Annotated in this window: 22 protein-coding genes; 17 read left to right on the top strand and 5 right to left on the bottom strand. The window is 42.8% G+C overall.

Translation table 11 applies throughout. The features are described from left to right. The first annotated feature begins 8 nt into the window (after positions 1-8). From M2273_RS15390 to M2273_RS15355, 8 genes are all read left to right on the top strand, one after another. The gene (locus tag M2273_RS15390) at positions 9-527 is read left to right on the top strand and encodes an N-acetyltransferase family protein (protein ID WP_429398324.1); all 519 of its coding nucleotides are present in this window, start codon (positions 9-11) and stop codon (positions 525-527) included. 219 nt (positions 528-746) lie between these two features. After that, the gene (locus tag M2273_RS15385) at positions 747-1,079 is read left to right on the top strand and encodes an L-rhamnose mutarotase (RefSeq protein WP_429398322.1); all 333 of its coding nucleotides are present in this window, start codon (positions 747-749) and stop codon (positions 1,077-1,079) included. Positions 1,080-1,103: 24 nt separating this feature from the next. Then, positions 1,104-2,465: an alpha-L-fucosidase gene (locus M2273_RS15380; protein ID WP_429398320.1), complete on the top strand. Its 1,362-nt coding sequence runs from the start codon at positions 1,104-1,106 to the stop codon at positions 2,463-2,465. 38 nt (positions 2,466-2,503) lie between these two features. Continuing rightward, on the top strand, positions 2,504-4,165 hold the full coding sequence (locus M2273_RS15375; protein WP_429398318.1) for a UxaA family hydrolase: 1,662 nt from the start codon (positions 2,504-2,506) through the stop codon (positions 4,163-4,165). 116 nt (positions 4,166-4,281) lie between these two features. Further along, positions 4,282-5,046, top strand: coding sequence for an SDR family NAD(P)-dependent oxidoreductase (locus tag M2273_RS15370; RefSeq protein ID WP_429398316.1), 765 nt, complete (start codon positions 4,282-4,284; stop codon positions 5,044-5,046). 25 nt (positions 5,047-5,071) lie between these two features. Continuing rightward, positions 5,072-5,917, top strand: a complete 846-nt coding sequence (locus tag M2273_RS15365) for a fumarylacetoacetate hydrolase family protein (protein ID WP_429398314.1) — start codon at positions 5,072-5,074, stop codon at positions 5,915-5,917. Next, complete coding sequence (locus M2273_RS15360; RefSeq protein ID WP_429398312.1) at positions 5,910-6,740, top strand: amidohydrolase family protein; 831 nt, start codon at positions 5,910-5,912, stop codon at positions 6,738-6,740. Before M2273_RS15365 ends, M2273_RS15360 begins: the two co-directional genes overlap by 8 nt. A gap of 316 nt (positions 6,741-7,056) precedes the next feature. Next, positions 7,057-7,263: a hypothetical protein gene (locus tag M2273_RS15355; RefSeq protein ID WP_429398311.1), complete on the top strand. Its 207-nt coding sequence runs from the start codon at positions 7,057-7,059 to the stop codon at positions 7,261-7,263. 67 nt (positions 7,264-7,330) lie between these two features. On the opposite strand, the gene M2273_RS15350 is transcribed toward M2273_RS15355, so the two are convergent. After that, a complete protein-coding gene (locus tag M2273_RS15350; RefSeq protein WP_429398310.1) occupies positions 7,331-7,828 on the bottom strand; it encodes a DinB family protein in 498 nt (165 codons plus the stop codon). A 149-nt stretch (positions 7,829-7,977) separates the two neighbouring features. On the opposite strand from M2273_RS15350, the gene M2273_RS15345 reads away from it, so the two are divergent. Next, a complete protein-coding gene (locus M2273_RS15345; RefSeq protein WP_429398309.1) occupies positions 7,978-9,114 on the top strand; it encodes a glycosyltransferase in 1,137 nt (378 codons plus the stop codon). Between the two features lie 89 nt (positions 9,115-9,203). Next, positions 9,204-11,936, top strand: a complete 2,733-nt coding sequence (locus M2273_RS15340) for a glycoside hydrolase family 78 protein (protein ID WP_429398307.1) — start codon at positions 9,204-9,206, stop codon at positions 11,934-11,936. Positions 11,937-12,093: 157 nt separating this feature from the next. On the opposite strand, the gene M2273_RS15335 is transcribed toward M2273_RS15340, so the two are convergent. Both M2273_RS15335 and M2273_RS15330 read right to left on the bottom strand, forming a co-directional pair. After that, entirely contained in the window at positions 12,094-12,477 is a 384-nt protein-coding gene (locus M2273_RS15335; RefSeq protein WP_429398305.1) for a DUF3037 domain-containing protein, read from the bottom strand. Next, positions 12,455-13,252, bottom strand: a complete 798-nt coding sequence (locus M2273_RS15330) for a HipA family kinase (protein ID WP_429398303.1) — start codon at positions 13,250-13,252, stop codon at positions 12,455-12,457. Before M2273_RS15330 ends, M2273_RS15335 begins: the two co-directional genes overlap by 23 nt. Before the next feature lie 280 nt (positions 13,253-13,532). Between M2273_RS15330 and M2273_RS15325 the strand changes: the two genes are divergently transcribed. The 3 genes from M2273_RS15325 (at position 13,533) to M2273_RS15315 (ending at position 17,723) form a co-directional block, all read left to right on the top strand. Next, positions 13,533-16,070, top strand: a complete 2,538-nt coding sequence (locus M2273_RS15325) for a phosphocholine-specific phospholipase C (RefSeq protein WP_429398302.1) — start codon at positions 13,533-13,535, stop codon at positions 16,068-16,070. A gap of 149 nt (positions 16,071-16,219) precedes the next feature. Continuing rightward, the gene (locus M2273_RS15320) at positions 16,220-17,269 is read left to right on the top strand and encodes an AI-2E family transporter (RefSeq protein ID WP_429398300.1); all 1,050 of its coding nucleotides are present in this window, start codon (positions 16,220-16,222) and stop codon (positions 17,267-17,269) included. A 157-nt stretch (positions 17,270-17,426) separates the two neighbouring features. Next, the gene (locus tag M2273_RS15315) at positions 17,427-17,723 is read left to right on the top strand and encodes an ArsR/SmtB family transcription factor (protein ID WP_429398298.1); all 297 of its coding nucleotides are present in this window, start codon (positions 17,427-17,429) and stop codon (positions 17,721-17,723) included. A gap of 148 nt (positions 17,724-17,871) precedes the next feature. On the opposite strand, the gene M2273_RS15310 is transcribed toward M2273_RS15315, so the two are convergent. Next, positions 17,872-18,852 (bottom strand): aldo/keto reductase, encoded by a 981-nt coding sequence (locus M2273_RS15310; RefSeq protein ID WP_429398296.1) that lies wholly within the window; start codon positions 18,850-18,852, stop codon positions 17,872-17,874. 100 nt (positions 18,853-18,952) lie between these two features. Then, a complete protein-coding gene (locus tag M2273_RS15305; protein WP_429398294.1) occupies positions 18,953-19,438 on the bottom strand; it encodes a GrpB family protein in 486 nt (161 codons plus the stop codon). A gap of 237 nt (positions 19,439-19,675) precedes the next feature. Between M2273_RS15305 and cysQ the strand changes: the two genes are divergently transcribed. The 4 genes from cysQ to M2273_RS15285 all read left to right on the top strand — a co-directional run bounded on the left by cysQ (position 19,676) and on the right by M2273_RS15285 (position 24,957). Beyond that, positions 19,676-20,461, top strand: a complete 786-nt coding sequence (gene cysQ / locus M2273_RS15300) for a 3'(2'),5'-bisphosphate nucleotidase CysQ (RefSeq protein WP_429398292.1) — start codon at positions 19,676-19,678, stop codon at positions 20,459-20,461. Between the two features lie 154 nt (positions 20,462-20,615). After that, positions 20,616-21,848, top strand: coding sequence for a chromate efflux transporter (gene chrA, locus M2273_RS15295; RefSeq protein WP_429398290.1), 1,233 nt, complete (start codon positions 20,616-20,618; stop codon positions 21,846-21,848). Position 21,849: 1 nt separating this feature from the next. After that, entirely contained in the window at positions 21,850-22,866 is a 1,017-nt protein-coding gene (locus M2273_RS15290; protein ID WP_429398288.1) for a sulfotransferase family protein, read from the top strand. A 132-nt stretch (positions 22,867-22,998) separates the two neighbouring features. Then, entirely contained in the window at positions 22,999-24,957 is a 1,959-nt protein-coding gene (locus M2273_RS15285; protein WP_429398286.1) for a M1 family metallopeptidase, read from the top strand. The last annotated feature ends 6 nt before the right edge of the window (positions 24,958-24,963 follow it).

Raw genomic sequence — 24,963 nt, 5'->3', positions numbered from 1 at the left:
GAATAATTATGTCATCTATCAAAATTGAACCCTTAAATAACACACTACAAACCCGTGAGGTGTTGAGCGAAATACTGGTTGAAGTAGTAGCTAACGGTGGATCGGTTAGTTTCATGCACCCGCTGGCATTAGAGGAGGCCAATGCCTTTTGGGATGGCTCGCTTGCTGCTGCCGAAAAAGGTGAACGCATAGTGCTGGGCGCATTTGATGGCGATATCCTTGCAGGGACTGTAACGCTGCTGCTTAGCCTCCCACCCAACCAGCCGCACCGGGCCGAAATAGCCAAAATGATGACCCGCATCAGCTATCGGGGCAGGGGCATTGCCAAAGCGCTGATGCAAGTTGCAGAACGTTTAGCCATTGAGCAAAAGAAAACCCTACTGGTTCTTGATACCGCGGAAGAAGATGGAGCATCCGCACTTTACGAAAAGCTGGGTTTCACCCTCACCGGTGTGATCCCTGATTTTGCATTAAAACCCCATGGTGGCTTAACCGGGACTATGGTTTATTGGAAAAGGCTTAGTTAACGGAGATTTTAAATATCAACCTGCTTTCGGCGAGGCTCACACCACGAGCGACGGGGAGGAGTCAAACGGTTGCTTTTTTTAACTCCCTCTCCTTTGGAGAGGGCCGGGGTGAGGCTCCCATGCCAAAAAAGCTGAACACTTTGACGATTTTCTGATAACTATTTTACAGCAAACCTTATTTCTTTGTACTACCAATACCACCTGATTTATAACATATTTATGGGCCACAGATATTGCTTAGCGCTTGATTTAGTTGATGACGAAGGTTTGATTGCCGAATACGAAAAGTATCATGAAGCCATATGGCCCGAGATCCGTAAAAGCATCGTCGACTCGGGCATCACCCATATGGAGATTTACCGTTTTGATGTGCGTTTATTTATGATCATGGAAACTGACGACAGCTTCAGCTTTGAAGAAAAAGCCGCTGTGGATGACGCCAACCCCAAAGTGCAGGAATGGGAAACCCTGATGTGGAAATACCAACAACCTGTAAAAGGCGCCCTGAAGGGCGAAAAGTGGGTTTTGATGAATAAAATATTTGCCTTGTAACCAATGCCAACTAAATAAATAATTATGCTTAGAAGAACACAATTACTATTAGCGCTGGTGCTTTTAACCGTCTCACAGGTATCTGCACAAAAAATGATAGGCAACGAAACCGATGCCCAAAAAGAAAAACGTATGGAGTGGTGGAAAGACGACCGCTTCGGCATGTTTATTCACTGGGGCTTGTACTCGGGAGCGGCCAGGCACGAGTGGGTAAAGCATAATGAAAAGATTGATAATGCGGGTTATCAAAAATATTTCGATCAGTTTAACCCCGATATGTTCGATCCGCAAAAATGGGCGAAACAAGCTAAAGCCGCGGGTATGAAATACGCGGTATTGACCACCAAACACCATGAAGGTTTTTGTTTGTTCGATTCGAAATTTACCGATTACAAAGCTCCCAATACCAAAGCCAAACGCGACCTGGTACGCGAGTATGTGAACGCTTTCCGCGGGCAGGGCCTAAAGGTTGGGTTTTATTATTCCCTGCTCGATTGGCACCACCCTGATTATACCATTGACGAAATTCATCCGCAATCGCCAAAAGATAAAAGCGATGCCTCTTATGCCGCTTTGAATAAAAGTCGTGATATGGCCAAATATCGTCAGTACATGCGCAACCAAATCACGGAGCTATTGACCAAATATGGGAAAATAGATATCCTATGGCTTGATTTTTCATTCCCTCGTAAAGATGGTCATGGAAAAGGCAAGGACGAATGGGGATCAGTTGAACTGTTAAAATTGATCAGGAAACTACAGCCAGGTATTATTGTAGATAACAGACTTAACCTGGAAGAATATAAGGACGGAGCAGATTTTGAGACCCCTGAGCAGGTAAGCACCGCCGAACTATTAAAATATCGGGGCAAAACATGGGAAACCTGCCAAACCTTTTCAGGTTCATGGGGATACTATCGTGATGAAAATACCTGGAAAACACATCGTCAGCTACTTGATCTGTTAATTACTTCGGCAAGTAACGGCGGTAACCTGATCCTGAATGTTGGCCCAACAGCCCGCGGCGAATTTGATTTTCGTGCCACCCGTGCCCTGGATAGCCTGAGCCATTGGATGCATGCCAACAGCAACGCTATTTATAACTGTACCTACGCGCCTGATACTTATAAAAAACCCGATAGCTCAAAACTTACCTATAATAAAGCAACCAAACGTTTATACGTACATTTGTATAACTATCCCAATACAGGCTCAATTGTTTTACCGGGATACAATGGTAAAATATCATACGCGCAGTTTTTAAATGATCATTCAGAGCTTTTGTTCAAACCATCGGCAACAAACCCCGAAGATCTGGTGTTAACGCTGCCAATCAAAAAGCCCGATTACGAGATACCGGTTATTGAATTAACGCTCAATAATTAGATAAAGAATATAGATAAAGGAATAAGGAACTTGATATAATGTCAGCACAAAAAGAAACATTTTTAAGGATACACCCGCATGATAATGTGCTGGTAGCCCTGCAAAATCTGGAGCAGGGAACAATGATAAGCTTTGAGGGCAATACCTTTGCTTTAGCTGATCGTATAGCAGCAAAACATAAATTTGCCATAAACGAGCTATCGGCGGGTCACGAAATTTATATGTATGGCGTATTGGTAGGTAAAGCAACAAGTACCATACCGCAAGGTGGCCTGTTGAGTACGCAGAATGTTCACCATGCGTCAGACGGTTTTCATTTGGGCGAACGTAAACTGCAATGGCACCAGCCTGATACGGGCAATTTCGAAGGCAAAACATTTAAGGGCTATCACCGTGCCGATGGTTCGGTGGGTACCAGCAATTACTGGATAGTTGTACCCCTTGTATTTTGCGAAAACCGTAACATCAATGTGTTAAAAGAAGCCCTGGTTGATAAGCTGGGTTATAAAAAAGCCAAAAGCTATGAGGGTGACGTGGAGCAGCTGATGGAGCTTTACCAGGCAGGTAAATCGGTTGAGGAAATTTTGAATGCCGATATTCAGGCTTCCACCGAAAGGCCGGATTCTAAACGCTTATTCAAAAATATAGATGGTATTAAGTTTTTAAACCATAGCATGGGCTGCGGCGGTACCAAGGATGATTCAGATGCCCTATGCGGTTTAATCGCGGGTTATATCACCCATCCAAATGTAGCTGGGGCAACCATTTTAAGTTTAGGATGCCAGCACGCGCAGGTAAGTATTTTACAGGCCGAGATAGCCAAACGTGATCCCGCTTTCAGCAAACCAATAGTGGTACTGGAGCAGCAAAAAGTAGGTACCGAAAGTGAACTGTTACAACAAGCACTGAAGCAAACTTTTGCCGGTTTGGTACAGGCAAACCAAACCCAACGCGAGCCTGCACCCTTATCAAAACTTTGTATTGGTATGGAGTGCGGTGGGTCTGATGGATTTTCAGGCATTTCGGCCAATCCGGCTTTGGGATATGTGTCTGATCTGCTGGTGACCATGGGCGGCTCAGTGATTCTTGCAGAGTTCCCTGAACTTTGTGGTGTGGAGCAGGAACTAAGCGACCGTTGTGTTGACGAGGATACCGCCAACCGCTTTATGCATTTAATGACCACCTACAACGCCCGTGCAGAGGCAGATGGCTCAGGATTTTATGCCAACCCATCACCCGGAAATATCCGGGACGGTTTAATTACCGATGCCATTAAATCGGCAGGTGCAGCTAAAAAAGGAGGGACATCACCAGTTGCCGCCGTGCTTGATTATCCTGAAAAAGTAACCAAACCAGGTTTAAACCTGCTTTGTACTCCCGGCAGCGATGTAGAAAGCACTACCGCCGAAGTAGGATCAGGCGCCAATATCGTGTTGTTCACCACCGGTTTGGGCACGCCAACCGGTAACCCGATAACTCCGGTAGTAAAACTATCAACCAATACGGTCATGTTCGAAAAAATGCCCGATATTATCGACATTAACTGCGGTACTATTATTGAAGGCGATGAAACCATTCAGCAAGCTGGCGAGCGTATATTAAACTATGTGATACAGGTTGCCAGCGGCGAGGCCGAGCCTAAAGCAGTAAAATTAGGTCAGGATGATTTTATACCATGGAAAAGGGGAGTATCGTTATAAAAGAAGCCTCACCCAACTCTCTCCTTCAGGAGAGGGCTTAAGAAAAGACAAATTAGTAACATTAAAATAAAACAAAAAAGTCTCACCCTTTAGGGGGAGATTTAGAGGAGGCTAACATGTTTAAATTAACCAATAAATCGGTAGTGATTACAGGCGGCGGCAGCGGTATAGGCAAAGCTATGTCTGTATTGTTTGCACAGCAGGATGCCACTGTACACATCATCGAACTAAATGACAAAGCCGCGGCCGAAACCGTAAGTGAGATCGAAGCCGCCAACGGAAAAGCAACAGGCTATGCCTGTGATGTAAGTAACCAGCAGCAGGTAGTTGATACATTTAATAAGATCGGTAAAATTGATATCCTGATAAATAATGCGGGCATAGCCCACATTGGTCGTGCTGATAATACCAGCACTGAAGATTTTGAGCGCGTATTTAACGTGAACGTAAAAGGGGCTTATAACTGTCTTTTCGCTGCTATCCCTATGTTCAAAGCTAATGGCGGGGGTGTCATCTTAAATACAGCTTCCATAGCAGCCAGCGTAGGTATTACCGATAGGTTTGCCTACTCTACAAGCAAGGGCGCAATACATGCCATGACGCTTTCGGTAGCGCGCGATTACCTGCATGATAACATTAGGTGTAATTGTATTTCGCCGGCACGTATCCATACTCCCTTTGTTGATGGGTTTATAGCTAAGAACTATGCCGGGCAGGAAGCCGAGATCTTTGAAAAATTGTCCAAAAGTCAGCCAATTGGCCGCATGGGTAAATCTGAGGAAGTAGCGGCGCTGGCATTATACCTGTGCTCAGACGAGGCCGGATTTATTACCGGTACCGATTACCCTATTGATGGCGGATTTATTACCTTGAACAACTAATCTTAAAAAAACAATAAACATAAATATGAAGCTTATACGATTTGGCGCTAACGGACAGGAAAAACCAGGAGTGATCCTTAACGATAAAAAATACGATGTTTCGGCTTTTGGCGAAGACTATACCGAACAGTTTTTCGAAACTGGTGGTGTTGCCCGTTTGGCTGCTTTTATAAAAGATAAACAATTGCCTGAAGTTGCTGCTGATGTACGTTTGGGCAGTCCGATTGTGCGTCCATCAAAAATTGTATGCATTGGCTTAAACTATGCCGATCACGCTAAAGAAACCAATGCACCGCTGCCACCTGAGCCGGTAATATTCATGAAGGCCACCACCGCTATAGTTGGTCCGTTTGATGATATTGTGATCCCTAAAAACTCTGTAAAAACAGACTGGGAAGTGGAACTGGCCGTTGTGATCGGCAAAAAAGCATCGTATGTTGACGAAGCCAGCGCTATGGATTACGTGGCCGGATATGTATTGCATAATGATGTATCAGAGCGCGAATTTCAATTAGAGCGTAATGGCACCTGGGATAAAGGAAAAGGTTGCGATACTTTTGCGCCGCTTGGCCCCTTCCTGGCTACACCTGATGAAATTGCCGATCCGCATAACCTGCGCCTGTGGCTTAAGGTGAACGGGCAAATCCTGCAGGATGGCACTACTTCAAACTTTATTTTTAATCTGCCACATTTAATATCCTATACCAGTCAGTTCATGACCCTGTTACCAGGTGATATTATATCAACAGGTACACCAGCAGGTGTTGGCCTGGGTATGAAACCTCCATTTTATTTAAAACCCGGTGATGTGGTTGAATTAGGCATCGATGGATTGGGCGAATCAAAGCAAAACGTTGTAGCTTATGCGTAAAATTGATGCGCACCAGCATTTCTGGATATTTGACCCGGTTAGGGATAGTTGGATCAACGATGAAATGCTGGTGATAAAACGTGATTTTTTACCAGCCGATCTGTTACCCGTATTAAAGCAAAACGGCATTGATGGTTGTGTGGCCGTACAAGCCAGTCAATCGGAAGAAGAAACCCGTTTTTTATTAGCCCTTGCAGCCGAAAGCCCCGAAGTTAAAGGCGTGGTGGGCTGGGTTGACCTGAAAGCTAATGATCTTGATAAAAGGTTACAGGATTACAAGCAATATGATAAGTTGAAAGGGTTTAGGCATATTTTACAGTCGGAGCCCGATAAACAGTACATGTTACAATCGCAATTTCAAAAGGGCATAGCCCGGCTGCAAAAGCACGGTTATACGTATGATATATTGATATACCCCGAACACTTGCCCTACGCGGTACAGTTGGCCGGGGGCTTTCCTGATCAGCAGTTTGTGGTTGACCATTTGGCCAAGCCACATATTAAGGATCAAAAAATAAGCGACTGGCAAAAGGATATCCAGGCTTTGGCCAAACACCAAAATGTGCATTGCAAAATTTCAGGGATGCTTACCGAGGCCAAGTGGAATTCCTGGAAAACCGAAGATTTTACATCGTATTTGGATGTAGTGTTCAACGCCTTTGGTATTAACCGGGTAATGTTTGGCTCCGACTGGCCGGTATGCCTGCTTGCCGGTGGTTATGAAGGTACTATGCAAGTGATGAATAATTATTGCGCAAAGCTATCAGCAACAGAACAGGTGTTATTTTGGGGCGATAATGCCACAAGTTTTTATAACTTATAGTTTTAAAAACCCCTCCTGGAGGGGTTTTTAAAATAAAAATGTATCCCTTCCCTATAGAGCTTATTTAGGCCTCCCGCTAATCGTTTGTATAAAACCTTACAAGATTAGTTTTGTATATTGATCCATACTCCTCATCATATCAACTATTTATCATTAAAAACTTAACATATAAGCAATAATTAAAGTCAATAAAAATTATGGCACATATTTAGCTATATAATTATTTGATGGCTGCCTAACAATAAACCGATTATAAAAGCATTTTATTATTAGTGTTTGTTAGTGCTGCTTTCAAATAAATTTTATCAAAAAAGTTATGTATATTATTTTATTACAAATTACCGCTCTGCTTGCTGTAATTATCCTGCCATTATTAGCTATACGGAAAAAATTCAGGAAAAGGTCAAAACCTGAGTTTAAGTATAAAATTGATACTGATACTGAATATGCCCGTTATGCAATAAATGAAGATGGTTTCCTGGAAGAAATTAATGAAGGTAAACTATCAAAGCACAAACATTAGTATTTGTGCAACACAAAAGCCATTGTCCTATTTGTTGGACAATGGCTTTTGTGTTTTTATTGATTTATTAAAAACCTTGTTCATCGGCGCTGGGGCCGTAACTACCCGGAATGGGTACGTTAAGCAGGCGCAAGTATACACCCAATTGTGCCCTGTGATGCACAATTTGTGAGTAAGCCATTCTGATGATATCACCTTTGCTTCTTACGCTGATAATGTAATCTCCTTTCCGCAGCGTCCATTCTTTTTCAAGATCTGCTTCATTTGCCGCGGCCAGACTTGTTTTGCCGCTTTCCAATGATTCTTCAAAAAAATTCAGCAGGTCGGCCGTATTATTTATGGTGTTATCAACATATGGGTTTTTATCAAAGTCGAGCTCGCTGGTGTTAAACGTCATGGTTACCCATGTAGGCAGTTCGGCAATGTGGTTGGCCAGGCGTTGTATGGTCATGCTTTTTTCGTGCGGTTGCCATTGATATTTATCATTAGGTACACGTTCCAGCATTTTACGGGTTGTTTGAGCTTCCTGCTCCATTTCTTTTAATAACATAGGGATGATTGACATGGCTTTATTGTTTTAAGTGTTTACTGTTTTTGTTTATGATTCAAAGTAACAACCGGCAAGTGACAGCCCTATGTCAGCAGGTTTTTATAAATGAAAAAATAGTTGAAAAGAGGTGCAATTTTGCTCACCTTTATCAAAACCTCATTACAATGATTTTTTTTTGCTACAGCATATGGGTAAGCTTTTCATGGGTAGGCATGATCATTTACCTGCTCATCAACCTGAAAAAGATTGAACAATTGAAAATACAACCCCTAATTGAAGCGCAACCGGCTGTAGTTATCATTATTGCAGTACGTAACGAGGAGGATTATCTTGAAAATGCCCTGCAAAGCGTTTGCAATATCAATTACAATAACTATCGTATTATCGTAGTGAATGATCGTTCTACAGACCGTACTGCAGATATACTACAGGGTTTTATTGCACATTACCCAAAACTTACCGTTACTACAATCACCACCTTGCCAGATGAGTGGCTGGGTAAAAACAATGCATTGTACCAGGGTTATTTAAGCAGTTCTGAAGAATGGATGCTTTTTACTGATGCCGATATCGTGTTTCACCGGGATGCCGTTAATAAGGCTTTAGGATATGCGGTTAAGCACAAGCTCGACCATTTAACCATACTGCCCGAGGCGATATCCAGATCTGTAATTTTAAACAGTGTACTGGGCACGTTCGGTATCATATTAATGATGCACATGAAGCCCTGGGGAGCCAAAGATCCCAAATCAAAAGGCTTTGCGGGTATTGGTGCATTTAATTTAGTGCGGCGCGATGCATATGAAAAAATAGGGACACATGCCCGTATCAAATTAAGGCCCGATGATGATATGCAGCTCGGTCAAACCATTAAGTCGGCTGGTTTAAAACAGGATGTATTGGGTGGTCAGCAATATATCTGTTTGGAGTGGTACAAAAATCTGAAGGAGTTTTGTAACGGGCTTATGAAAAATTCATTCTCGGTAGTCGAATATAAACTTGGTCATGCAATTATAAATGCTTTGATGGTATTGGTATGTTTTGCGTTACCTATTCCTGCTATGTTAATTTTCGGATCAACCGAAATTCGTTTAATGGCAGCAGTAGTGTTTCTGTTCCAGATATTTTACATGGTAGCTGTTCGTCCTAATAAATGGTGGTATGCCCTGATGATCCCGTTTACCAGCTTTCTTATAGTATATACCACTTTAAAATCCGCATTTTTAACAATAAGGCAGGGTGGTATTTATTGGCGCGATAGTTTTTACTCTTTAGACATGTTAAAAGGCAAAAGAACATAACTTATTAAGGTTAACACGTTTTAGCAAGAAGATAGACGGGGTTGCGGTTTCAAAATACAATTGATATACTTGGTTTACCAATTTAAATCATGAAAAATATATTCCTTTACCTCTTGCTTACCTTCCCGGCAATGTGCTTGGCGCAAACTCCTGTTGTTGAAAGTTTAACCGCCGAATACCTGACCAATCCAATAGGTATTGATGCACTACATCCCCGCCTGAGCTGGAAAATAAGCACCACGCAAAGAAACACCCTGCAGCAAGCCTACAACATCAGGGTGGCAACAGACGCGTCTTTTTCATCGTCAAAAACAGTTTGGAATACAGGTAAGGTAAAGTCCGATTCATCAGTTTTGATCACCTATAACGGCGTTGCATTAAAATCAGCTACACGTTACTACTGGCAGGTAAAGGTCTGGGACAATCATAACCATGCATCAGCCTGGAGCAAACCTGCTTATTTTGAAACCGGCCTGCTTTCGCCTGCCGACTGGACCGCCACCTGGGTACAACCTAAACAGGATACGTTGCGCAAAATACCGGCAATAATGCTACGCAAGCAATTTGCGGTTAGTAAGAAAATAGTATCGGCCAGGGTTTATGCTACCGCGCATGGTTTATATGAGCTATGTATTAACGGTAAAAGGGTAGGCGACCAACTCCTTACCCCCGGTTGGACAGAATATAAAAAACGACTGCAATACCAAGCTTATGATATTACCACCATGCTGCAACAAGGGGATAACGTGATAGGTGCTATGTTGGGCGATGGTTGGTTTCGTGGTACAACGGGCTTTGCCAGTCAATGGGCCGTTTGGGGTAAAAAACTGACTCTGCTATGCCAGTTGCGAATTACCTATGCCGATGGAACGGTGCAATACGTAAATTCTGACGGCTCCTGGAAAAGTACGCAAAACGGTCCTATAACACTTGATGGTATATATGATGGCGAAAACTATGATGCCCGTAAGGAAATACCCGGCTGGGACAGCAAAGGTTTTAACGCCGCCGCCTGGGTTCCTGTTGATACAGTTACCCATGATAAAAAGATGCTGGTGGGGGTAGAGAGTGTCCCCGTGCATAAAATTCAGGAGATAAAACCTATTGCTATATTTAAAAGCCCCAAAGGAACACAGATCATTGATTTTGGACAGAATCTTACTGGTTGGGTACGCCTGAAAGTAAGCGGCCAGGCTGGACAAACTATTACCATACGCCATGCCGAAGTACTGGATAAGTTTGGCGAGTTTTATACAGCCAATCTGCGCTCAGCAACCGCGACCATCAACTATACACTTAAAGGCGGTGGTATAGAAGTATTTGAACCGCATTTTACTTTTATGGGTTTCAGATACATAGCTGTTGAAGGTTTTCCAGGCGAACTGGAACCTGAAAATTTTACGGCCGTAGTTGTTCACTCAGATATGCCTGTAACTGGTACGTTCGCGTGCTCAGATACCATGATCAACAAACTGCAGCACAATATACTGTGGGGGCAAAAAGGTAACTTTTTAGACATCCCTACGGATTGTCCGCAACGCGACGAACGTTTGGGCTGGACGGGCGATGCGCAGGTTTTTTCGCGTACGGCGGCATTTAACATGCAAGTGGCCCCGTTTTTTGCCAAGTGGATGAAGGATGTAGCTGCCGACCAGTTTCCGGGCGGGGGGATACCCTTTGTGGTGCCCGACAATTTACCAACTGGTCAGGCCACATCGGCTGGATGGGGGGACGTAGCCGTGATTGTACCCTGGACAATGTACCAGGTTTATGCAGATAAGCACATTTTGCAGACCCAATATCCCAGTATGAAAGCCTATGTGGATTACATAGTTAAAAAGGCGGGTGATAAATACATATGGCACGGCGGCAGCTTGTTTGGCGACTGGTTGTTTTACCGTCCGGGTATTTATGATTTCTCTGAACCCAATGGCTATACCAATCCCGATCTGATAGCCACCGCGTTTTATGCCTACTCGTCAAAACTATTGAGCCAGGCGGCGGGCGTTTTAGGTAATACCGCGGATGAGAAGAAATACAGCGATATACATGAGGCGGTGAAAAAAGCCTTTATCCATAATTACATCACCCCAACGGGTCGCATATTTGCCGATTCGCAAACCGGGTATGTGCTGGCCCTAAAGTTTGATTTGGTGCCTGATAGTTTGAAGGCCAAAGCCGCGGCTTACCTCGTGGAGGATGTGCGCAGCCGTAAAAATCATTTATCTACCGGCTTTTTGGGCACGCCGTATTTGTGCCAGGTGCTATCGCAAAATGGTTATAGCAATGTGGCTTATGACTTGCTGCTGCAAAAAACATATCCTTCATGGCTATACCCTGTAAAAATGGGTGCCACCACCATTTGGGAACGCTGGGACGGCATCAAAACCGACAGCACTTTCCAGGATAAAAGCATGAACTCCTTTAACCACTACTCATATGGAGCAGTTGGCGATTGGATGTACCAGCAAATGGCCGGGTTGCAGATTGGCGCGCCGGGATATAAACACATCATTATAAAACCCGAGCCGCACCGCAAATTCACTTTTACAAAAGCAACGTTCGAAACCATGTACGGACAGGTATTGTCATCATGGGAAGTAAAAGACGCTACCATGCAGATGCACGTTAAAATCCCACCCAACACCACAGCTGATGTAACCCTGCCGCAGGCCAATGGCCAGGATATAAAACAGGATGGCAAACCAGTTACCGGAAGCACAGACGAAAGTGGTACCACCATAAAGCTCGGCTCAGGAGAGTATACGTTCAGCTATCCATGGACGGTGAAGAAGGAAGAGAAAAAAGTGGTTGCGAAGTAGATTTAATACATCTTTGTCATCCTGAGGAACGAAGGATCTATTCTACACTAAGCATATTGCGATTAGATCCTTCGCGATGCTCAGGATGACAATTTTTAAATGTTTAAGCCCCTTAGCGAGATAGAAAGATTTACGAAGTTTTTAAAACTTCGTAAATCTAACCTACCAACTGCTCAAACAATTTTGTCAATGTTTCATCAGCATCCAAACACAAACCAGGGTGTACTTTTGACGATTGCACTACCGTGCTCCGGGTAGCCGTAAGCCAGCGGAAGCGAGAGGCCATATCCAGTTTAGCAATAGGGCCGGCTTGTTTATCGCCATGACAGATCCTTTCGAAGGAGCTGATATTGTCTTTGATGCAATCAATATCCAGTCCGCGCGCGAAAGCGCTGATGCGGACCTCGTCAAGCATAAAGCGTACTTTTAAGAACTGCTGTTTGGGACAGTAAATGATCACGCCAATATTTATGAATTCCTCGCGCTCCACCCTGGGTACAACGCGTATCACGGCGTACTCAAATAAGTATTGCTCTTGCATATTGTGCTTCTTTTACAAATATATCAGACGCAGCTATGCGTGTGGTTAAAAAACGGGTGTAAACATCCCGGCGTTCATCAGGTGTCCCATTTTCCGAATCGTCTATAAGCCATTCATCTGGGATCAGGTTAACAATGGAGCGGATGCGGTCTTCAGTTAAAATAGAACAAAATTCTGCATCAACTTCATCCAGTGCCGAGGCCTGGGGTAGTAATACATGATCCTTAACCTTTATAAAAGGGCGCATAGCCTGCTCATCCCAGTTATCCCACGAATGATGAAAGTATAGTGCCGCGCCATGATCAATAAGCCATAGTTCTTTATGCCACATCAGCATATTGGTATTGCGGGGTGTACGGTCAACATTGGTGAGCAAGCAATCGAGCCATACTATTTGCGAGGCCAGTTTGGCATCAAGCGTATTAACAACGGGGTCATAGGTAATAGCACCCGAAAGGTAATGCAGGGCAAGGTTAAGCCCCACGCTAAATTTCAGCAAGTCCTGTATCTCCTCATCAGCTTCTGAGCGGCCAAAGGCAGGGTCAAGGTTAGCAAAAACCAGTTCTGGTACTTTTAAACCCAATGCGCGGGCAATTTCGCCGCCAATAAGTTCGGCAATAAGCGCTTTAACGCCCTGCCCGGCGCCGCGAAACTTGAGCACATACAAAAACTCATCGTCGCCTTCGGCAATGGCAGGCAATGAACCGCCTTCGCGTAAGGGGGTTACGTAGCGTATCACATTAATGGTTCTGAGTTGTGGTTCAGCGTAATTCATTGTGTGGATATTCAAAATTGATAGCTTTCTCCTTAAACAGATATATGCAGAATGGTAGACGACCCGAAAATTAGGGCAAATTTTTGAGAAATCAATAATATTAAATAGGTTTAATATATTACCAGGTGAGGTTGTAAGGATAAAAAGCAAAATGTTGCAACTCACTGTTAATATTGTTTAGGTATTATGATAACATAAATTTTACAGCCGATGATCTTATCTATATTTAAAAAGAGAGAAATTGCGGCGAAGTTTTTTAAGAAAAATACAGACTACAATTATGGAATCCAGACGGAACTTTATTAAAAAATCATTGTTATTATCGGGCGCAGCTGGCCTTACCGCCATGTTCCCGGCATCAATACAACGCGCTTTTGCCATTGATCCAAAGGCAGGTAGTACCTTTTTAGATGCCGAGCACATCGTGATCCTGATGCAGGAGAACAGGTCATTTGATCATTGTTTTGGAACCCTGCAGGGAGTAAGGGGATTTAACGATCCAAGAGCTATAAACCTGCCCGATAAAAAACCGGTATGGATGCAAACTAACGCGGTGGGCGAAACCTATGCCCCATTCCGTTTAAATATTAAAAATTCAAAAGTTACCTGGATAGGATCATTGCCGCATTCAAGGGCAAGCCAGGTTGATGCTTATAATAATGGTAAATATGATCAGTGGCTGCTCTCCAAAAAATCAGGAAATAAAAAGTATGCGGGTATGCCTTTAACCCTGGGCCATTTTACCCGCGAAGATCTGCCGTTTCATTATGCCATGGCCGACGCGTTTACCGTTTGTGATCAAAGTTTTTGTTCGGCTATGACAAGCACTACGCCCAACAGGGCTTTTTTCTGGACGGGTAAAACCAGTTACGAAGAAAATGGCCTTACTAAAGTAAATATCAGGAATGATGATTTTGATCATGGAAAAATGCCATGGCAAACATTCCCCGAACTGCTGGAAGACAACGATATTTCATGGAAGTTTTACCAGAATGAGTTGAATTGCGGCGGCGGCTTTAAAGGTGAAGAAAGATCCTGGCTTTCCAATTTCGGCTGTAATAATTTAGAGTTCTACGCCGCGTATAACGTTAAATTTACGCCGCGATATGTGCAAAATTTACAGCGGCAGGTGGATACGCTCCCTGCCGAGATCAGAAAGCTGCAGGAGAAAAACCCATCTGCAGATGCAAAAGTACAGGCCAGTATACAAACCAAACAGGCAGTATTGGATAATGCCAAAGCCGAACTGAAAAAGTATAACCAGGAACAGTTTAATAAATTATCGGCAAGAGAGAAGAGCTTGTATCAAAGAGCTTTTGTTGTAAATTCCGGTGATCCTGATTATCGCGATGTTACTACACTTAGCTATAATGATGGTAATACGCAGCGCGAGGTAACCGTGCCTAAAGGTGATGTATTGCACCAGTTTAGGCAGGATGTGAACACTGGTAAACTCCCTGCTGTTTCATGGCTGGCCGGGCCTCAAAACTTTTCAGACCATCCCAGCGCCCCGTGGTATGGTGCATGGTATGTTTCTGAAATACTAGATATATTGACCAAAAACCCTGAGGTATGGAAAAAAACCATCTTTATCAGCACATACGATGAAAACGATGGCTATTTTGATCATGTTAAGCCATTTTCAATACCTGATGAAAAAATACCCGGCACCGGGAAAGTATCAAAAGGGATAGATACCGAAGTAGAACACGTTAGGCTGGCCAATGAGCTTAAGCAAGGAATCCCCGAAAAAGAAGCACGCGAAGCACCTATCGGGCTCGGATTTAGGGTACCTACCATTATTGCCTCGCCGTGGAGCAGGGGAGGTAAGGTTTGTTCAGAAGTATTTGACCATACCTCAACCTTACAATTCCTGGAAGCCTTTTTTAATAAAAAGTACAAGAAAAATATTAGGATAGATAATATTAGTAAATGGCGCCGTGCCATATGCGGCGACCTGACTTCGGTGTTTAGTCCGTACGATGGTGATAAACCGGATAAGATTGACTTTTTAAACCGCAATAATTTTGTAGAGGAAATATATAACGCCAAGTTTAAAGAAGATCCATCGGGCTACAAAAAATTGTCGGACGAGGATGTAGCAAGGTATATAGATAAACCGCTTGCCGGGGATGTTGTACCGCTGCAGGAAAAAGGGGTACGTGCGTCATGTGCTTTGCCCTATGAGCTTTATGCACATGGTAAATTGAGTGCTGATAAAAAGAACTTTGAGCTAAAATTGGAAGCAGGGAATAAAGTTTTTGGAGAGCAATCTGCAGGTTCACCTTTTACTGTTTATGCACCCGGTAAATTTCATGATGCGTTAACGGAGCCAGCTACGCAAGTATGCCGTAACTGGTCGTTCGCGACTGCCGTAGGCGATACTGTAGCTTATAACTGGCCGGTTAATGCTTTTGAAGGAGATAAATATCATTTGAGGGTGAATGGCCCGAATGGATTTTACAGGGAATTTATTGGAACCGGTAATAACCCGCTGTTAAATATCACCGCAGAGTATGAACATACTGCAGAAAACGGAAAATTAACGGGTAATGTGATCGTGAAAATTACCAATTCCGATCCGTCAAAAACTCATGCTGTTACCATTAAGGATCAGGGCTACCATAAAAATGATACTAAAAAACAAATAGCCACCGGCAGTACACAAAACATAGTGCTTGATTTGAAATCAAGCTTCGGCTGGTATGATTTTAGCGTTCAGGTAGATGGGGCTGATCATTTTGAGCAGCGGTACGCAGGTAGGGTAGAGACCGGCGCAGCCAGCTTTACTGACCCGGTTATGGGTGGAGTTGTATAAGTAGGACAAATTACAAAGTAAAACGGGAACAGGGCTTAGCGCCCTGTTCCCGTTTTACTTTGTACTATCGGATAGACCCGGGCTGATGATTAAAACTTTTATGCTTAATTATTGTACTTATCTGTACGCTTTAACCGCATACAGAGCCTATGACCCCAAACAATAAACACCCTACCGAAAACGAAAAACAAAAGGAGCTAACTTATATTGAAAAAGTATGGCATACGGTTGCCATAGTTGCCTTATTGGTAGTTGTTATTCTGATAGCACGTGTGGCCTTTAATGTACTGCTGATGGTATTGGCAGGTGTCCTTGTATCGGTTTATTTTCATGGATTGGGAGATATGATTCAACGGAACACCAAATGGAGCAGGCGACCCTGCATGATCATTTCTGTTGCTGGTTCATTTATCATACTTGCTGTTTTATTTTGGTTTATGGGTAGCAAGATCTCCAACCAAATAGCCATATTAAGCGATTCGTTACCTAATACAGTCCGTACAGCTAAATTAAAGATGGCCGAGACACCCTTAGGGAATAAAGTGCTATCCTATTTATCAGATGATAACTCTGACAAGTTATTTGCCACTGCAAGGCAGTTTTTTAGTACCAGCTTTGGTGTTTTGGGCAATCTGTACATTATTTTTTTCCTGGCTATTTTTTTTACCACCAATCCCGATTTATATAAAAACGGTATCATCAAGCTGATACCTGAAGACCGGAAAGATCTTGCCAAAGAGGTTATTGACCGCATCAGCGTGGCACTCAAGAGCTGGCTTAAAGGCATGATGCTATCCATGGTTTTGGTGTTTATTTTACTTACTGTTGGTTTAAGCATCATGAGCATACCCGTAGCCCTTGTGCTGGCACTGCTTACAGGTTTGCTTAAGCTTATTCCCAACTTCGGATCGCTGGCAGCTATGATACCGGGGGTATTGCTTGCGCTCACTATCAGTACCAATACGGCAATAATTGTAGCGCTGATGTATATTATAACCCAAACCATTGTGAGCAATGTTGTAAACCCGCTTATTCAGAAAAGGATGATGGATCTGCCGCCTGCCCTTACTATACTTGCGCAAGTTTTGATGGCTACTTTATCGGGTGTTTTGGGTATCATATTGGCTGTTCCGTTACTGGCTATTGTTATGATCCTGGTTGATGAGTTATATGTGAAAAAGATCAATAAGATAGCTTAAGCAGCGGAAAGCGACTAACTAAACTCTTGTTTTTTCATTTTAGAAAAACGAATGCCTGGTTGTTATTGGTTAAAAGGGAAAGACTATCATAAGTCAATACATTGTAATTAAGAGATATTAATTGGCATATCGGGAAAATCAGATATATATTTGTGTTATGAATCACCTGGAAATTTTTAAGGCACTTTCAAATCCTACCCGGTTGCAGATACTGGCCTGGCTTAAAACACCCGAAAAGTATTTCCCAGATCAGCAGGAGCCATTTACCCTTGGGGTATGTGTTGGACAAATTCAAAAAAAGAGTGGTATGACACAATCTACCATTTCAGAAAACCTATCGGTTATGCAACGGGCAGGGCTGGTTACTTCAACCCGTAAAGGCCAGTGGACGTATTATAAAAGGAACGAGGATGCTTTTAAAGCTTTAGGCACTCTTGTACAGCAGGAACTTTAAGATTACAAATGTAATTCATAGTTTTTTCGTTATCCGAAGTGTAAGGGTTTTCGGATCTAAAATGCCGGTTGGCATTAAAGAAATCAACCTATGTTTTGTATTTAACCAAACCATAGGTTGAAGGGATCAAGCTGTTATATGATGGTGCTTACGCAAAACCAAGTACCGGATGAGGCTGGTATAGCTCTTCCAAACTTTTTATTTCTTCGTCAGAAAGTTTTACAGTTAATGCAGCTACGGCATCTTCTAAATGGCCGGGTTTGCTTGCACCAATAATAGGAGCGGTAACAGCGGATTTGCTCAGCATCCAGGCCAAAGCCACCTGCGCGTTAGGTAATCCTTTTACTGAAGCTATTTCAGTAAGGCGGTTTACGATATCAAAATCTGAGCTTTCATTGTACAGCGTTTTTCCAAAAGCATCTGTTTTAGAGCGCTCTGTTTCATTTCGTTCTTTTGTCCGCTTTCCGGTTAAAAGCCCGCGTGCCAATGGCGACCAGGGTATAACGGCGATCTTCTGATCCTGGCAAAGCGGGATCATCTCCCTTTCTTCCTCGCGGTATATCAAATTATAATGGGGTTGCATGGAAACAAATCTTGTCCATCCGTGCAGATCTGCCGTATATAATGCCTGAGCAAATTGCCAGCTATACATTGATGATGCGCCAATGTAGCGTGCCTTACCTGCCTTAACAACATCATGCAGGGCCTCCATGGTTTCCTCAATCGGTGTGTTATAATCCCAGCGGTGGGTTTGGTAAAGATCCACATAATCTGTCCCCAGCCGTTTCAGACTGGCATCAATGGCGCTCATGATATGTTTACGGGAAAGTCCCTTGTCATTGGGGCCGGAGCCCATAGCATTAAAAACCTTGGTGGCAATTACCACATCATCCCGTTTGGCAAAATCACGTAACGCTTTTCCTACAACTTCTTCACTGGCGCCTGCGGTATAAACATCGGCCGTATCAAAAAAATTAATACCCAGCTCCAGCGCTTTTTGAATAAAAGGCCGGCTTTGCTCTTCATTTAAGGCCCAGGGCCACCTTTCGGTTGGCCTTCCATAGGTCATGGTACCTAAACATAATTTTGAAACCATCATACCGGTTTGCCCAAATCTTACATAATCCATAGTAGTGTTTTATCGAATTTACAAATGTTATTTCAATAGGTTTCGCCCTATAAGCATATTAACAAAATTGTGACTTAGTATGGTGATTCTTGGAGAAGTTTTATTGACCGATCACTTTTTCGATCAGGTCAGATTTTGCATCTGCATATCCGGCATCATCTATATCCTTACCCTTACAATTATTTAACTTTATAAGTTCGTACTCGCGTCTTAAGCATTCATCCTGCATTAAGCTGTCGCGAAATCTGAGTTGTCGCTTTACAATTTCAGAGCCTGTTGCACAATAATGAAGGTTAATTTCCCGCGGCTGTCCCTTAGTAAACCAGATTCGCCCTTTAACGCCAGCCTCACCTTTATAGGTATAGCCTATAGCTGATAGCTGTTCAATAATATCCCGGCCCGGTGGAAATTCCTTTGATTCAAGAGCAATGTCAATTATGGGTTTAGCCAACAGATCGGGAATGGCAGTGCTGCCAACATGATATATTTTTACAAATTTTCCCAATACCCCCGAAAGTAGGCCTTGCTCTGCAGCAAATTTATGTGTCCAAATATCCTGATGTTTTTGTAAGGTTATATATTCCATATATCCGTTTTCTGCGGTATAAATTTAGCTCAAACAAATAACATCCGACTATCTCTTTTCTATTTTTCCGTTGAGGTAGTACTACGTATTTAATACTTTTTAAGGCATATACCGTAAAAGTATGGTATGCAAAAGGGCGTGATGGTATAACCGATATGAAAGGAGTATTCTCAGGATATTTATCGGAATTACTATCTTTACTAAAAGGTAGTATTATTGAATTTTAGGCAAGCATAAATGATTTTTGTTTTTAAAGATTTACCGGCAATTGATTTAGAGAAATTAAACGATATGGCCAAAGAAGCCGGAGCAGAAATACTTACTATTTATAATTTACCTCCCGAAAAGATGGAACTGACATTGAAGGATGACCAGTCGCCCCTTACCATTGCCGATAGCCTGTCGAATGATATTATAGTTAAAGGACTAACCTCGTTAACCCCGCACATCCCCATCATTTCTGAAGAGGGAAAAAATATCCCTTATGGTACCCGGAAAAACTGGGAGTTTTTTTGGTGTGTCGACCCATTGGATGGAACCAAAGAGTTCATCAAGCATAATGGCGAGTTTACGGTAAACATAGCCCTCATATATAAAGATACGCCCGTTTTAGGGGTCATCTACGTACCTGTTGCCGGTGAATTGTACTACGGCGGAGCAAATATTGGAAGCTGGAAAGAAACAAAAAACGGAATTAAAACCCAATTGCATGTTGATACAAGCAGTACCAATTGGACAGCTGTAGGCAGTCGTTCACATGCATCGCCAGAAGAAACAGCCGTGCTAAGCCAATACCCGGTAACCGAAACTATTTCGGCAGGGAGTTCGCTCAAATTTTGTTTAATAGTCGAAGGTAAGGCCCATATTTATTACCGCCACGGCCCTACCATGGAATGGGACACCGCGGCCGGCCAAGCTATCGCGACTTTTAGCGGCGCTACAATGACCGCCCCTAATGGTGATCCCTTTTTATACAACAAGGTCTCGTTACTCAATTCGGGCTTTTTATGTAAGGTGAAATAATCAGCCATCGTGGCGCTGCCGAACAGGTAAACATTAATTCACCATTAAGATTTTAAGCCTTAACAAACGTTTGCGTTAAATTAATTATTAACGCAGGCCGCTTAATTTGTAATTTTCTGAAAATCTTTATAAGATCATAACAATCAGGAAATTAATGGAGGCTGTACAAATTAATATAACTCAAGCTCAAAAGACCCGGGTAAGCCTTAGCTACCTGTTTTACACATTCCTTAAAATTGGGTGTGTGAGCTTTGGTGGCTATATGGCCCTTGTTGCCCTCATGCAAAAGCTCATGGTTGATAAGGACGAAGTTGTTGACAATGAAATTATATTGGAGGGTATTACCGTAGCAAGCCTGCTGCCGGGGCCATTGGCTGTAAATGTAGTAGCCTACATTGGTTACCGCCTTAAAGGCAAAACGGGCGCATTGGTTAGTATGCTGGGTGTTTTGCTACCTGCATGTACCCTCATGCTTTTATTATCATGGGTTTATTTTACCTACTCCTATAAAGTGGAATGGGCCCTCATCATGCAGTATGTAGCTGGTACGGTAAGCGCGATCATATTATCGGCAGGTTTGCAGTTATTCAAAAAGGAAATTTCGAAAGATCATAAAAAAATAGCGTTGTGTGTTTTCACCGTTGTGGTTATTTCTGTAATAAACAGCTACATGGTCACCATTGCACTTATTTTCATAGGGGCAATAGCAGGTTTTTTTATGGGCGGTCATAAACATGCGGGCATATCGATAGGAGATATTTTTAAAACCGGGTATAAGTTCAAAATAAACACGGCATCCATACTGATGGGGATACTGGTGGTTAACGAAGCTTTATTTTTAACCAACGTTTACAAAAACCTGAACAACATACTGCTAAAAATAGGAATGGTTTTTTCGGGGATAAGTCTTTCTTTATTTGGGGGCGGTTACGTCATGATCCCTATCATGCAATCATTATTTGTAAAAGACCTGCACTGGCTTACCGTACAGGAATTTATTGATGCCATAGCGTTTAGTCAGGCCACACCGGGGCCTATCCTGGTAAGCTCCACCTTTATTGGCTATAAATTAGCCGGAATTGCAGGGGCTATCCTGGCTACCGTGGCTATGTTTGCGCCATCGGCCATTTTAATGATCATGGTTGCTAAACTGTTCAAGAAAAACAAAGACCATGCGCTGGTTAAAAATGTAGTTGGCGGAATTAAGGTAGTGATCATCGGCCTTATCATTTCATCGGCTTTAAGGATTGTGTTTCAATTGCATTTAACGCCAGTCATCGTGATCATCCCGATAATTGCTTTGATCCTGAGCTATAAGTATAAAATAAACCCTGTTTATCTGATCATCGCCTCCATATCACTTGGGGTATTAACAAAGTATATTTAATATGAATAATCTGTATAAACCATTAGGCATCCAGATAATTGGCACACAAAGGTCGGGATCAAATTTATTGAGAGTGATACTGGATCAGTCGGAAGCCATAGCGTCACCTCATCCGCCGCATATACTGGTTACTTTTGTGCCCTTATTAAAGTTTTACGGGCCTTTAAATGAAAGTGCGTATAAAATACTGATCAACGATGTGGTTGACTATGTTGAGGCCAATCCTGTGCCCTGGGAAGGCATAAAGATCAACAGGGATTGGACCTTCGAAAATTCTACAGTATATAGCATTTTTGAGATAAACAGGCTTATTTATGAACAGGCAGCCATAACTAAAAAGGCAACGTACTGGTGCTGCAAAAGCATGGCCAACGTTCATTATGCCGATGAACTGGAGCAACACAACGCCAATTTAAAATACATTTACCTGTACCGCGATGGCCGTGATGTGGCGGTATCCTTTAAAAAAGCTATTGTTGGCGAAAAACATATTTACCACCTGGCCCAGCAATGGACACATGACCAGCAAGCCTGCATAAAACTGGCCGAACGCATAGAGGAGGACCGTTTCTTCGCCCTTAATTATGAAACATTGATTACACAGCCTGAAATGCTGATCAGGAAACTATGTAAGTTCCTGGAAATTGATTACGCGGATAACATGCTGAGTTTTTATAACTCAAACGAATCAAAAGCGACCGCAGCTGCCGGCGAAATGTGGCAGAACCTGGAAAAGCCCATCATGAATAACAATACAGGCAAGTTTCATAAAGAACTTAGATCAGACGAAATTGAAATATTTGAACTGGTTAGCCATGATGTATTGAAAAAACTTAATTACCCCATATTTACTTCCTTAACCAATACCCGGTTAACATCGCCAGATGCTGTTGAGGAATACACTGCCGATAACAACATGCTTAAAAAACAGATCCTGACCAACGCCCGTCAATCTGATCTTGATCGTAGGGAACTGCAATTACAGATCCTGCGCGATATAAAAAGTAAAGTTTTATAAAACCGGGTTCTTTAAACGTCATTTTTTGGCCTGTTATCAAACGTTTGCGTTAAGGTATCTGGCTTTAAGGCTGTATTAGTATCTATCTTTCATTGTCGCTAAGGTGCTCATATTTAAACTATTCAAGAGATAATGATAAAGTATAAACAGATCAATTTGTGGCTTTTTTGTATGGCAATGATGCCATTTTTTGCCGTTGCACAAACAAAATCAACGTATGACCAACTCCAGGTTTTCGATCATTCGTTTTTTACCCATAATGGTAATGAGTTACGGAGTGCCAATGGCGCTCCTGGTCCAAAATACTGGCAAAACAAAGCAGATTATGTTATTAATGCCAACCTGGTTGAAAAGGATACCCTGATCAAGGGCAATGTGAACATCAACTATACCAATAATAGCCCCGATACGCTCAACTATTTATGGCTTCAGCTTGATCAGAATTTATTCAGATCCGATTCCAGGGGCGCTGCCACAACGCCTGTAGGTGGCGACCGCTTTGATGTTAAGGGTTACAACAAGGGAGGCTACCATATTGAAATTGTTTTGGTTACCTATATGGGTAAAAGCTACCCGGTTAAACCTCTTATTAACGATACCCGCATGCAGATACGTTTGCCCTTCGCGGTAAAACCGCATGGTGATCAAATCGTTATAAAGATCAATTACGATTTTAATGTTCCCAATTACGGTGCCGACCGCATGGGGAAATTACCTGTAAAAGATGGCGTGATCTACCAACTGGCCCAATGGTACCCGCGCATGTGTGTTTATGATAATGTAAATGGCTGGGATACTTTGCCTTACATTGGTACCGGTGAATTTTACTGCGAGTATGGCAATTACGATTATTTTATCACCGTACCGGCCGATATGATAGTTGCAGCATCCGGCGATCTGCAAAACCCGGAGCAGGTTTTAACCGCAGCGCAAAATAAACGCTTAGCCGCGGCGGCTAAAAGCGATAGCAGTGTGAACATTATAACCGAGACCGAGGTTGGCACTACTGGTTCAAGGCCTAAACAGGCTGGTACGTTAACCTGGCACTATAAAATGCACAACACACGTGATGTTTCCTGGTCGGCGTCGAGGGCATTTATTTGGGATGCCGCCCGAGTTAATCTGCCATCAGGAAAAAAGGGAATGGCTAATGCAGTTTACCCGGTAGAGAGCCGAGGATATGAGCGCTATGGCCGTGCTGCCCAATATTTAAAACATAGTATAGAGTTTTACTCCAAAAATTATTTCGAATACCCTTGGCATTCGGCATTTGTGGTGGCTGGGGTAGCGCTTGGAATGGAATATCCGGGTATTGTATTTTGCAGCTATAAGATTAAAAAGGACGACCTGTGGCATGATATTACGCATGAAATGGGCCATAACTGGTTCCCGATGATAGTAGGCAGTAACGAAAGACGTTTTATGTGGATGGACGAAGGTTTAAACACTTTTATAAATGGCTATGCCTCTAATTGGTTTAACCACGGCGAATATAAGGATACCAGCAGCATGGCAGTAAGCATGACACGTAGTTTATTGAAAGAGAAAGATCCCCTGATGACCGCGCCCGAAGTGATGGCCTTTTCAGATGGTGGTCTGTATTATTACAAAACCGCACTGGCTTTAAACGTTTTGCGGAATGTAGTTTTAGGCGCCGATAGGTTTGATTATGCGTTTAATATGTATATCAAACGCTGGGCTTATAAACATCCGCAGCCTGATGATTTTTTTCGTACGATGAATGATGCAGCGGGCGAAGATCTTAACTGGTTTTGGAAAGAGTGGTTCTTTACCGCCTGGAACCTTGATCAGGCTGTTACTGATGTAAAGTATGTAAAAAACGATCCTGTAGCCGGGGCGTTGATAACTCTTGAAAATTTAGGCGGCATGGCCCTGCCTGTAGCCATAAAAGTAACCGAACAAAACGGAGCTGTACAACAAATAAAACTCCCTGTTGAGGTTTGGCAGCGTGGTGCAAAATGGGTATTTAAATGTAACTCAACTACAAAAATAACTTCAGTAATTTTAGACCCTGACAGGCAGCTGCCAGATATTGACCGCAGCAACAATGTTTACAGAATGCCTGAATAAGACATT

The sequence above is a fragment of the Mucilaginibacter lappiensis genome (assembly GCF_050433765.1).
GTDB lineage: Bacteria > Bacteroidota > Bacteroidia > Sphingobacteriales > Sphingobacteriaceae > Mucilaginibacter > Mucilaginibacter lappiensis_A.
Note: the sequence above shows the minus strand (reverse complement) of the source record. Positions and strands in the feature narration are given on the sequence as shown.